This is a genomic window from Exiguobacterium sp. 8H (assembly GCF_902506255.1).
In the GTDB taxonomy this organism is placed as follows: Bacteria; Bacillota; Bacilli; order Exiguobacteriales; family Exiguobacteriaceae; genus Exiguobacterium; species Exiguobacterium profundum.
In genome coordinates, this window is sequence record NZ_LR733429.1 from 1,027,236 (window position 1) to 1,039,843 (window position 12,608).

Sequence of the window (12,608 nt, forward strand, 5' to 3'; positions counted from 1 at the left end):
GACAAGCGTCTTCGTAAACGCTTGTCGTTATTTTTATGCCGGAGAAAGTTCCTCGAGCGTCTGATTCAATGCTTCACTTTGGTCACTCAAGTCAGTACCTGCAGACTGTAAGGCAGACTGCACATTGGACCATCGTTCGACACCGTCGTTCAGCTCGAATAACTTTCGTTCGAGTAACGAACTGATTTCTCGCAACCGCTCATTCGATTCGATTAATTGCAAGAGCTGTCTCCCCGTATGTGACGTTTGATCCGAGATGGACTGAAACTCATCTAACTGAACTTTGATTTCATGGTCGATTGTTCCGATTCCAATCTCTACTCGATAAACAGCATCTTTTAATAGATGCACTTCTTTGATAAAGTCATTGACTTCAAACAACAGGTCCTTTCGTTCTTCGTTCAATGCTTCGATTGCATCTACCGCGAGGAGTGTCGCTTCATTCGTCATTTTTGCTAACTTCCCAACTTCATTGGCAACAACAGCAAATCCTTTACCATGTTCTCCTGCGCGGGCTGCCTCAATCGATGCGTTAAGCGACAACATCTTCGTAGCTGTCGACACCGATAGGATACTCTTTAGCGCCTCATCCGCTTTTGAAGAGTTCGACTCACTCTCTTCAAGCTTTTGTTGAATACTCTCCACTTGTTGCTCAACATAATCACTCGCCTCTTTCACAGAATAGAACGTTTCAAGTTCTTCATGTAATATGGATTTCAGTCGATTGCCACGGTCGTCCACACTCGAAATTTGATGTTCCAGCATTTCTATTTGTTGTGTCACTTCTCTCATTTTGAATGTAGAATCGCTTGTCACCGACTGATATGAATGACTCGTATGTTCTACCGTAACCGCAACTTCACGGAATTGTTCAACCTGATGATGGCTGTTCATCAGTTCTTGTTGGAAGATTGGAAGACTTTGATGAAATGCACTCGCTGTCTTCCCCATCATATCCATGGACTGATTCCATAATTGAATGAACGTGTTGAACTCGGTTTCGAGTATATGGATTTCTTTGGATTTCGCTCCAAGTGCCACGTCATCGAAACGACGCGTTTCAACGGCACGGCGCAATGAATGGGCCAATACACTCAACGGTTTGACTTCACGATGAATCAATCGCGAAAAGAGGATGGCCATCCCAATCATCGCAATGAATAAAATGAACGTGATATATTTTCGCAGTTCAGTCATTGGACCAAGCGCAGATTTTTTCGTGACAACGAGAACGTAATCTGCTTTTAGCTCAGGGATCGAGACCGATGCCATTAGTAAACCATCTGTCTCTTCTACTTCAGATGTTGTCGTTTGTGAAACTTTCCCTACAATCTGCTCTGTTTTCATTCCTTTTGACCCACTCAATTGCTCAACAGACTCTCCACGTACTAAAAATTGCGCTGCTTCAAAATCATCTCCCGATAGAATAGAAGCTTGTTGCATATAAGTAGATTTTAATGACCGGTTGAGTTGCTTCTCGTTTGCTACATATGCACTGTACGACGTCTTCACCGATTCTCGCATGACCGTAACTTCTCGCATAAGGCGCTGCTCGATTTCTGCGGACAATAGTTGTTCAGACTTTAGGGCGAACCAGCTAAACGTCACGATAAAGACAAGTAATATGATTGGCATGAGCGTCCATTGGAGGCGGTGCCCTATTTTAAAATGACGATTTAGTCGAGCGTTTCGTCCCGTACCCTTCATTTGATTGCGCTTGAAATTCATCTTCACGTTAAGCCACCTCTTTTTCTAATCTCGCCTATATATCGGTCTTGAGACGGTGGAAAATTATGAAGTAGATGTTAAGATAGCGTTAGAGTTTGTAAAGAGCACACATCCGTCACGCATCCTAGATGCTTTTTCACATTCTTTTCGTTATGATAATGAAGAAACCCTATCATCTTAAATCGATTGGATTCTTTCCAAAAGAAGGAGATTACGTATATGTCAGAAATTTTGCATCGTTCATTAACACGTCCGGTCCGCGTCGGTAACTTGATTATCGGAGGATCGAACGAAGTCATTATTCAATCTATGACCACTACGAAAACGCATGACGTCGAGGCGACAGTCGCCGAAATCAAGCGTCTTGAGGAAGCTGGTTGCCAAGTCGTTCGCGTGGCTTGTCCAGACGAACGTGCAGCTGACGCACTTGCAGAAATTAAGAGCCGCATCAATATCCCGCTCGTCGTCGACATCCACTTCGACTACAAGCTTGCTTTAAAAGCCATTGAAAGTGGCGTCGATAAAATCCGGATTAACCCGGGTAACATCGGTCGTCGTGAGAAAGTAGAGGCCGTCGTCAATGCGGCGAAAGCAAAAGGGATTCCAATTCGAATCGGTGTTAACGCCGGCTCATTAGAAAAACAATTCCTTGAAAAGTATGGATATCCGACCGCGCAAGGTATGGTCGAGAGTGCGATGCACCACGTGAAGATTCTCGAGGATCTCGGCTTCTATAACACGATCATCTCGCTCAAAGCTTCAGACGTAAACCTTGCACTCGAAGCCTACACACTCGCTGCGAAGACGTTTGATTATCCTCTTCACGTCGGCATCACAGAGTCAGGTCCACTCTTCTCCGGTTCACTTAAATCGGCTGCAGGACTCGGTGCAATTCTCTCTCTTGGAATCGGTTCAACAGTTCGAGTTTCACTTTCAGACGACCCGGTTGAGGAAGTAAAAGTTGCGAAAGAAGTGCTCAAGTCATTTGGACTTGCAGCAAATGCCGCGACTTTGATCTCTTGTCCAACATGTGGACGAATTGAAATCGATTTGATTTCGATTGCAAAAGAGGTAGAAGAATACATCCAAAACATCAACGTCAACATTAAAGTTGCCGTTCTCGGATGTGCGGTAAACGGTCCTGGTGAGGCTCGTGAAGCGGACATTGGAATCGCAGGCGCACGTAACGAAGGACTTCTCTTCCGTCACGGAAAGATCATCCGTAAAGTGCCTGAGGCGACGATGGTCGAAGAATTGAAAAAAGAAATCGATGCGATCGCTGCTGAAAAAATGGCTGAACGTGAGCGCGAAGAACAAGAACTCGCAAACCAATCAAATTAATGAATCTCATGCCCGTACGGTTGCAACCGTACGGGTTTTTGATAGAATAGAGGGCATGTGAGGAGGAGTGATGAGATGCGAATCGGCATTGATTTGGATGGAACCGTTACAGATCCTAAAAGTTGTTTTTTATATATGAATGAATCACTCGGCTATTCGATTGACTATCATCGTGCGACCGAGTACGAGTTGCACACGTATACGACGATGGAGCAACATGAATTTTGGAAGTTTATGATTGAAGAGGGGCATGAAGAAGCGATTTACCGTCGTTCACTTCCGCACTCTGATGTGTTGGATGTGTTATGGGAATTAAAGCAGCAACATCACCTGCATTACGTCACCGCCCGAAGTGAGGCGGTTCGACCGGTTACCGAAGAATGGATCAAACAGCATCGTTTGCCGCTTGATTCGTTGGTCATGACCGGTTCTCACGATAAAATCAATGTCGTCAAAGACTTGTCACTCGAACTGTTTATGGAAGACCGGTATGAGAATGCCATCTCGATTCATGAAGAAACGTCAATTCCAGTACTCCTATTCGACGCACCCTATAATCGTAAGACGTTACCTGAAGGCGTAACTCGCATTTCGACATGGCGTGAGGCGCATCACCATGTCGCGCAATTGGAGAAACAAATCGTTCTACAGCAACGTTAAAAGGCAAGCCCGACACAATCGGGCTTGCCTTTTAAATTCGTCCGAGCTCTTCGATTATATCGCTTGCGAGTGCACTTGCGGGGTGTATACTCTGGCTAATCGACTTGGCAGCGAGCGCATGCCATAGCACCGCTTGCTCGTTCGGTGCCGAAGGCTTTTTTCTTCTAGCCCATAGCGCAAGTAGGATTCCGGTCAACACGTCCCCACTTCCACCTTTCGCTAACGCCGATGCTTCAACGGTATTGACGGCACCTGTTCCGTCAGGTGTAACGATGATCGTATACGTTCCTTTTAAAATCAAATGGACTCGGTGTTGCTTCGCGAACTCACAAGCGATGGAAAACCGATCTGCCTCGATCTCTTCAACCGATTTTCCGGTCAATCTTGAAAATTCACCTGGATGCGGTGTCAGCGTAAGCGGCCCCCGGGTTTCCAATCGTTTCGTCGATAGTGCCCCAGCGTCCAAGATGACAGGACAAGACTGCTGTTTTGCGTATTGCCAAATGAGATTCAACGCTTCCCCTTCGACCATACCGGGACCGATGGCAAGTGCATCGTACGGTTGTTCCACCACATCGGTGTGTTGCTGATACATCGCTTCAGGCAGTGTTGAGATAAGCGGGATCGCTTCACGTGGAATGGAGAGACGTAATAAGCCGATACCAGAACGAGTTGCAGCACGACCACCCAAGAATGGCGCACCGAGAAAATGACGACTCCCCCCGATAAGCATCCCGTGTCCATATGTCGTCTTATGACTGAAATGGTCGCGCTCCAAAAGAGATCGATCGAAATCAGTTTCGGTCAACACCTTCCAATCGGATGTATGTCGGAGTCCGATATCAATCCGTTCCACTTTGCCATAGAATGGAGCAGTCCGATTTAAGAATGTCGAACGTTTGAAACCGTGTAACGAATACGTATACGTCGCCCGTATCGCTATATCATAAAAGTCTCGAGCATGATCACTCGGTATGCCTGATGGTACATCAATCGAAATGACAGGCGTCGATTGACGATTCACCCATTCAATCACTTCCCGCGCTTGACCAGTCACGGGACCGGACAACCCAACGCCAAACAAGGCATCAATGATGATATCTGTTTGGATTGGCCGTTCCACAAGGCGAAGGAATGAAGATGCATAGGAAGCATGGATTGCAGCCGCCTCCGTTTGACTTTTCCCTAACGGTGACCACACGCTGACCTCATGCCCTTTCATAGCAAGCTCTCGAGCGACGACCCAACCGTCCCCACCGTTGTTGCCTGTGCCACAAATCACCAAAATGGTAGACTGCGAATCGATTCGAATGTGAGGCACAATCGCCGAGGCCGCTCGCTCCATCAACACCTCTTCGGGCATCCCATTTTGAATCGCTGTGCGATCGATCTGCTTAATCTCAGCAGCTGTATAGATCATCTAACCTCCCCCTTCGATACAAAAAAGGGATTGAATCAAATCAATCCCTTTTGCTTACATTCTTTACAATACCCATATATCTCAAATTTATGATCGACCACTTCAAATTCAGGGTCGAGCGCCTCTACGAAGCGCATCGGACATAAATCGAGCAGTTTCGTCTTTCCACAGCTCCGACAAATCAAATGATGATGGTGATGTGCCGCACTGCAGGTGACTCGAAAGGATTTCTCACCATCGAGTTCCGTCGCTTCAAGTAATCCTTCCTCCGCAAACGACTTCAAATTTCGATACACCGTATCAAAACTCATCGTCGGATGTTTGTCTCGCATGTACTCGAGTACTTCCTTCGCACTGATATATCGGTCTTCTTCAGAGAGATAAGCATACATTTCAAGACGTTTCGGCGTCACTTTTAAAGAAGATGCACGAAGACGATTCAATTGTTCAGCCTCATTCATGTTGTACCTCCTTTTTCTTAAAACTCATGACTTTCTCGAGCGCCATGACGGCTGCTAAAATACCGACTGCTATCAATACGATAACACCGCCCGGAGCGAGATCGAGATCATACGCAAGGACAAGCCCACCGATTGTCGCGACCTCTCCGAAGATGATGGACCACATAATGGTCTGTTTGAAACTCGAAGTAAAGCGTAGCGCCGCTGCGACGGGTAACGTAATCAAACTAGATACGAGAAGTGTTCCAACAATTCGCATGCTGACGGCAATCACAAGCGCTACGATGAACATGAATAAAAGGTGAAGCATCGTACTCGGTAATCCTGACACTTTTGCCTGTTCTTCATCAAATGACAAGAACAGCAACTGCTTATAGAAAATAAGAATCACAAAGAGCGTCAAGACGGCCACACTGACGATCAATGTGATGTCAGATTGACTCACAGCTGAAATCGATCCAAACAAGAGTGTGGACAAGTCGACCGAGAATCCTCGTGATAGCGAGATAAAGATGGCACTAAGTCCCATTCCTGCGGACATCATAATCGGAATGGATAGTTCCTGGAAGTGCACATATTTACCTCGAAGCCAATTGAGTCCTAACGCAGCCAATACAGAGATCAGCGTTCCCATATACAGGGGGTTCAGGTCAGCGAATAGAGCGATATATTGTCCGAGAAATAAACTGAACGAAATTCCGGCAAGCGTCATGTGTGACAATGCATCGGCAATCAAGCTCATCCGTCTCACTACAATGAATGAACCGATGAGCGGTGCGGTAAACCCGATCACAAGTGCTGCAATGAACGCATAACGTAAAAAACTATATGTCCAAAGATCTGTGATCATGTCGTTCCCTCGTGAACAAGAACTTTGACAGGATAAGGTTTGATGGACGATGCGAGTTCTCCGAGCTCGCTATATTCTCTCAGTCCACAATTGCATGCTAATCGTCCGCGGTCGAGATGGACGACTTTCGTGACAAGATCGGTCACCACGTTTAAATCGTGGGTGACGAGGACGAACGTACAAGTCGTATGTTCACGAAGCATATGCAAGACTTCATAAAAATCTTGTAAGTGTTTTTGGTCCACACCGACGGTCGGCTCATCGAGAATCAATAGATCAGGTTGGTTGACCATCGCTCGAGCGATAAAGACACGCTGTTGTTGTCCACCGGACAGATCTCCAATTTTCCGATGACGAAACTGCCACATGTTGACCGTTTGTAACGCATTTTGAATCGCTGCCTGATCTTCCATTTTTAAACGTTTGAATAAACCGAGACGTCCGTATCTGCCCATCGCAACAACTTCTTCGACGGTAACCGGGAATCCCGAGTTAAAGGAAGCCGCTTTTTGGGAAACGTAACTGATACGAGACTTGTCTTTAAACTGCGAAATGGGCTTGCCGAACAATTCGACTGACCCTTGTTGCGGGTTCAGTAATCCAAGAATGGTTCGAATCAAAGTCGACTTCCCAGAACCGTTTTCTCCAACGATTGCGACAAAGTCCCCTTGTCGAATATCAATCGATACGTTTTGTAAGGCTGGTGTCCCATCATAGAAGTAAGACACCTCGTTTAATTTGACGACAGATGTAGTCATCTAATCCCTTCTCTCATATGTTAAATCGTAATCATTTCTACTTTCTAGGCGTTTGTATTATACAGAATATCACGCATACCTTCAAGTAAGACCGGTTTCACCTAGCCAAATGGTGAACTACTCGCCACTTATTTGCTTCACACCTTGAAGTGGGAGCTTCTTGGGAAGATCGTACTTTTATTAGCCACGATTATTTACCAAGCTCGTCGGGCAGTCCCTGCCCTGAATAGTTGTTAGTCGGCCAACATCAATAGGTTGATGCTCGCATTGATATCTCGATCATGTTGCGCGCCACAAGCACACGTCCATTCGCGGACATCTAATTTTTTCTTCTCGCCTTTTACTCCGCAAGTGGAACAGATCTGCGTCGATGCGTACCATGGGTCTGCCTTGATGAGCGTCCGTCCGTAGAACTTGCATTTGTATTCTAGCTGTCGGACGAACTCGTACCAACTGACATCCCCGATGGACTTCGCTACCTTGTGGTTCTTCATCATGTCCTTCGACTTCAATGTCTCCACGACGATGACTTGGTTCTCGTCAACGATCCGTCTCGACAGTTTGTGAAGGAAGTCCTTCCGTTGGTTGGCGATCTTTTCGTGTTTCTTTGCCAGAAGTAATTTTGCTTTTTCACGATTCTTACTCCCGATCTTCTTGCGTGACAGCGCGCGCTGTGCCTTCTTGACTTTTTCTTCGGACTTACGAAGGAAACGTGGGTTTTCGATCTTCTCCGAGACCATCGCATCGTTCGTCATGACGGCGAAGTGTTCCAAACCGAGATCGATCCCGACCTTGTTCTCGGCTGGGATCCATGGTTCATCGTCCTGTTTGACAAGGAGGGAGATGAAGAACTTGCCCGTCCCGGCGAAGAACTTCGCGAACGCGGTGTCGAGGTTCAGCTTCGCGTTCGCGAGCGCGAGGCTGTCCGACTCGGCGAGGAACGGGAACAAGGGCTTGTAGGATGCGGGTGTCGCCGGTTTCCGTCTCGTCACGATCCCCGCTTTCGCCTCCTCGCGGATGGCGATGCGGTCCTCGAGCAGCTTGTTGTAGATGAACCGGGCGCAGCCGATCGTCTTGATGAGGAACTCGGCCTGTGCAGGCGTCGGGTGAAGCCTATATTTGTAGCCTTTCAGCATGTCCGTCCCTCCTCCCTCCAGCAGATCGTGATATGTCTTCCTCATCCGATACCCGCGGAGAGGGAGGGAGAATCTAACGGAATCACGAACTTTTGTTCGTAACATCTGTCATAGGGATATAAGACTTTTGGACCGGGCGATTCATCTCCCGCCTACGCTGGGCTACGCCCCGAGACGCTTAGAGGAGGGAGAATTCTCGCCTGATTTTGTTAAAATTAACGTAAATCGTATGTTCGTTCAAAACCTTGTCGATTACACTAGTATTATGAAGGGGATGGTTTTATGGAAAAGAAACTGGCAGTTATTGATATCGGATCCAACTCGATTCGCAACGTCATCTTCGAAGTGAACGAGGAAGGACAATACTTCGAACGGTTAAATGTGAAAGAAGTCGCGCGATTGTCCAGCCATATTAGTGATGCGAATGAAATGACTGAAGAAGGAATCGCTTCGCTCATCGATACGTTACGTCACTTTAAAGAGTTGAACGACCATCATCACGTAACCGATATACTCCCTGTGGCGACGGCAGCCATTCGAAATGCGAATAATTCAGATGAGATTTTGCAGAACGTCAAACAATCTACAGGGATGACCATCCGCCTATTGAGCGATTACGAAGAAGCCTTTTACGGATATTCGGCCATCGTCAACTCTACCTATGTGGAAGATGGATATTCCGTCGATATTGGTGGGGGATCAATGGAAGTCACATATTTTCAGAACCGCGAACTCGTCTTCTATCATAGTTTTCCTTTCGGTGCCGTGACGTTAACGAAAGAATTCATGAAAGATGAGACGATGACGAAAGACGAGCGGAAAGCGTTGACCGCATACTTAAAGAAGGCATTCAAGGAAATTGAATGGCTCGAACCACACGGTGTCCCTCTTGTCGGTGTCGGCGGGACGGCTCGTAACTTAGTCCGGGTCGAACAGACCATATCGAACTTCCCGCTTGAAGGAATCCATCAGTATACGATTTCTGCTGAACAATTGGAGGACGTCATAGATGAACTCGTCGGAATGTCGAGTAAACAACTCGGGCGTTTGGATGGGCTATCAAAAGACCGGGTCGACATCATCGCGCCTGCCGTGACAGCAATCGGCGAACTCGCTAAATATTTGAAAGTGCCCGAGTTCACGATGAGTAACAATGGACTCCGCGAAGGACTATTCTATGAAAACTATTTACATGAGCATGATAAAATTCGTTTTGCCGATGTGAAAGAAGAAAGTTTTCGTCATTTTGAAAAACAATATGACGTGAACCCGACTCGTCATCAACATCTCATCCGATTGGCTCGACAGTTGTATACCGGATTAATTGAAGTAAAAGCGATTAAACCGAAACCATTTGAGCCAGGTCTCCTTGAAGGTGCCTGTCGCCTTGCTTATGTCGGTGAATATATCGACCATAACAATAAGAGTGACCACACGTTCCATTTGATCACCACAAACGATTTCAAAGGATTGAACAACGAGGACCGACTCGCTCTTGCCCTCGTCACATCCTTCAAATCAAAACGAGTGTTGGAACAACATATCGAAGCTTTCCCGAAATGGTTTGATCAAAAGTTATTGAAAAGTTTGGAGCTACTCGGATCGATTGTGAAACTCGTCGATGCCCTCGACTTGACGGAACGTCAGATTGTGACAGACGTCCATGTTGCTAGCACAAAGGATGGCCTTACACTTACGCTAGATACGAATGGTTCCGCACGTTTTGAGTTGCAGCGGAGCACCCGCCATAAAAAGCATTTAGAACGCGCAATTGATCAATCGATTGAGATTGTCTTGAGCGAGGAGGAGTAACCATGTCCGAATACACGAATGAACATTTTAACAACCGTGAACTCAGCTGGCTCGACTTTAACGAACGTGTTCTCGAAGAGGCGATGGATGAACGAAATCCATTGATGGAACGATTGAAATTTTTGGCGATTTTCAGTTCAAACCTTGATGAATTTTATATGGTACGAGTCGGTGGATTGAAAGATGAGGTCCTTGCCGGTTTCAACCGTCCGGAAGATAAGACGGGCCTCACTCCAAAACAGCAGATCAAGTCCATTTCGATGCGAGCGCAAGAACTCGTCGAGACACAATATGCGACATATAAAAAAATTACAAAACAGTTATCGAATCAGCACGTCCGCTTCTTACGGACGAAACATTTGAACAAAACTCAACAAGACTTCGTGAAAGAGTATTTTCGAACGCATGTATTCCCTGTCCTGACGCCTATTGCAGTCGATGCCTATCGTCCGTTTCCCATGCTCTTATCAAAGTCACTGAACATTGCCGTTGAGATTGCCTCGAATGGCGAAGGAAAGAAACGACTCGCCCTCGTTCAAGTGCCATCCGTTCTTCCGCGGTATCTGGAACTGCCTACCGATGATGAAGAACATACCGATTTGATTTTACTTGAGGATTTGATCATTCAATTCATCGACTCACTCTTCAAAGGATTTGTCGTCGAGTCCACGATGCCATTCCGAATTACGCGGAACGCAGACATGCCGTTTCACGAAGAAGGTAGTCGTGACGTCTTGAAACAAATTGAGAAAGAATTGAAGAAGAGACGATACGGGGTTGCCATCCGACTCGAAGTACAGCAGCGATCGCTACGAAAAGAACTGTTGTTCATGTTACAGGACGTCCTTGACTTACATGACCGAGATATATTTATTGTCGACGGTCCAATCGATTTGACCTTCCTGTTTGGGATCTACAATCAAATCGGGATGGAATATGATGACATGATCAATGAAACGTTGATTCCATTTATCCCAGAAGGTCTTGAATCGGGCAAAGATTTATTCCAAAGTATCGCTAAACAAGATTACCTGCTACATCACCCCTATCATTCATTCGATCCGATCGTTCGATTTATCGTTCAAGCTGCTAAAGATCCGAACGTTTTGGCAATCAAGCAGACACTTTATCGTGTCTCCGGGGACTCTCCCATTATCAAAGCATTAACCGATGCAGCCGAGAGCGGAAAACAAGTCACCGTCCTCGTCGAGCTAAAAGCACGTTTCGATGAAGAGAAAAACATTCAATGGGCGAAGCAACTTGAGAAGGCTGGAGCTCACGTCATCTACGGTTATAAAGAACTGAAGACACACTCAAAGATCACCCTCGTCGTTCGCATTCTAGAAGGTGGTGTGTTGCAACGATTCATTCATCTTGGTACAGGTAACTATAATGATTCGACTGCCAAGCTGTACACAGACATTGGGCTTCTCACAACAAATGAAGAACTCGCAGAAGATGCAACGAACTTTTTCAACTGGTTATCCGGTTATGGAGAACGACCATCTTGGCATCAGTTCGAAACGTCGCCTGACGACATGAAAGACTTCTTTTTGAATAAAATCGATGATGAAATCAAGCTACATGAAAAGTATGGAAACGGTCGCATCGTCGCAAAGATGAACTCGATCACGGACCGGGCTATCATTACAAAATTATACGATGCTTCGTCCGCGGGGGTGAAAATCGATTTGATTGTCCGAGGAATTTGTTGCTTACGGCCGGGAATTAAAGGGGTCTCTGAAAACATCAAAGTTATCTCGATCATCGATCGATATCTCGAACATTCCCGAATCTTTTATTTTTACCAAAACGGAAAAGAAGACTTGTACTGTTCCTCTGCGGACTGGATGACACGAAATATGAAAAAACGGATCGAGATACTCTTCCCCATCTTGAACGCATCACATAAAACGTATATCAAAGATATGATGGCCCTTCAACTCGTCGATAATGTGAAAGCAAGAAGACAACGTTCTGACGGCCGCTATGTGTATGTGAAACGTGAGAGCAACCAGGAAGAGATTCAATCCCAAATTATCATCCATCAGTACACAGGTGGTCGCTGGAACAATATACCTAGCGTATTCGAACGAGAACCGTCAAATTGGGCGGAACGTGAAGTTCTCCGCCTTCGGGCAGAGAATGAGAAAATGACAGATGACTGATGTTAGACTTCTCAAATAGAGAAACTCGTTGTATAATAAATTCGATTCAGTTATTATGAAGCGCTTTCATTTAGAGATGGAGGAATTATTTATGCAGGAGATTTTACTATCATTACTCGCCGGCTTGATTTGTGGTGCCATCTTCACTGCCCTCAAACTGCCACTCCCTGCCCCACCGGTATTACCAGGAGTTGTTGGGATTTTCGGGGTGTTCCTCGGAATGAAGGTTTATCAATTTGCTGTAGCGAACTGGCCATTCTAATAAAAGATGCCC

The 12,608-nt window shown here is 46.1% G+C and carries 11 protein-coding genes; 5 read left to right on the forward strand and 6 right to left on the reverse strand.

Annotation, left to right across the window (positions count from 1 at the left end; translation table 11 throughout):
• Positions 1-33 precede the first annotated feature (33 nt).
• Entirely contained in the window at positions 34-1,728 is a 1,695-nt protein-coding gene (locus GVY43_RS05295; protein WP_159563648.1) for a methyl-accepting chemotaxis protein, read from the reverse strand.
• A gap of 219 nt (positions 1,729-1,947) precedes the next feature.
• On the opposite strand from GVY43_RS05295, the gene ispG reads away from it, so the two are divergent.
• Complete coding sequence (ispG, locus tag GVY43_RS05300; RefSeq protein WP_012726622.1) at positions 1,948-3,069, forward strand: flavodoxin-dependent (E)-4-hydroxy-3-methylbut-2-enyl-diphosphate synthase; 1,122 nt, start codon at positions 1,948-1,950, stop codon at positions 3,067-3,069.
• Between the two features lie 75 nt (positions 3,070-3,144).
• The gene (locus tag GVY43_RS05305; RefSeq protein ID WP_012726623.1) at positions 3,145-3,729 is read left to right on the forward strand and encodes a hypothetical protein; all 585 of its coding nucleotides are present in this window, start codon (positions 3,145-3,147) and stop codon (positions 3,727-3,729) included.
• A gap of 31 nt (positions 3,730-3,760) precedes the next feature.
• Here the strand turns inward: GVY43_RS05305 and GVY43_RS05310 are convergent, their stop codons facing one another.
• From GVY43_RS05310 to GVY43_RS05330, 5 genes are all read right to left on the reverse strand, one after another.
• On the reverse strand, positions 3,761-5,149 hold the full coding sequence (locus tag GVY43_RS05310) for an NAD(P)H-hydrate dehydratase (protein WP_159562484.1): 1,389 nt from the start codon (positions 5,147-5,149) through the stop codon (positions 3,761-3,763).
• 35 nt (positions 5,150-5,184) lie between these two features.
• Entirely contained in the window at positions 5,185-5,610 is a 426-nt protein-coding gene (locus GVY43_RS05315; RefSeq protein WP_159562485.1) for a Fur family transcriptional regulator, read from the reverse strand.
• Positions 5,603-6,460, reverse strand: coding sequence for a metal ABC transporter permease (locus tag GVY43_RS05320; RefSeq protein WP_159562486.1), 858 nt, complete (start codon positions 6,458-6,460; stop codon positions 5,603-5,605). Before GVY43_RS05320 ends, GVY43_RS05315 begins: the two co-directional genes overlap by 8 nt.
• The gene (locus tag GVY43_RS05325; RefSeq protein ID WP_074036635.1) at positions 6,457-7,218 is read right to left on the reverse strand and encodes a metal ABC transporter ATP-binding protein; all 762 of its coding nucleotides are present in this window, start codon (positions 7,216-7,218) and stop codon (positions 6,457-6,459) included. The genes GVY43_RS05320 and GVY43_RS05325 overlap by 4 nt, the downstream gene beginning before the upstream one ends.
• Before the next feature lie 233 nt (positions 7,219-7,451).
• On the reverse strand, positions 7,452-8,354 hold the full coding sequence (locus GVY43_RS05330) for an RNA-guided endonuclease TnpB family protein (RefSeq protein WP_159562487.1): 903 nt from the start codon (positions 8,352-8,354) through the stop codon (positions 7,452-7,454).
• 282 nt (positions 8,355-8,636) lie between these two features.
• Here GVY43_RS05330 and GVY43_RS05335 point away from each other — a divergent pair, with 282 nt between their 5' ends.
• From GVY43_RS05335 to GVY43_RS05345, 3 genes are all read left to right on the forward strand, one after another.
• Entirely contained in the window at positions 8,637-10,166 is a 1,530-nt protein-coding gene (locus GVY43_RS05335) for a Ppx/GppA family phosphatase (RefSeq protein ID WP_159562488.1), read from the forward strand.
• Positions 10,167-10,168: 2 nt separating this feature from the next.
• Positions 10,169-12,334 (forward strand): RNA degradosome polyphosphate kinase, encoded by a 2,166-nt coding sequence (locus GVY43_RS05340; RefSeq protein ID WP_159562489.1) that lies wholly within the window; start codon positions 10,169-10,171, stop codon positions 12,332-12,334.
• Positions 12,335-12,425: 91 nt separating this feature from the next.
• Positions 12,426-12,596, forward strand: coding sequence for a DUF1427 family protein (locus GVY43_RS05345; protein WP_012726630.1), 171 nt, complete (start codon positions 12,426-12,428; stop codon positions 12,594-12,596).
• Positions 12,597-12,608: the final 12 nt, after the last annotated feature.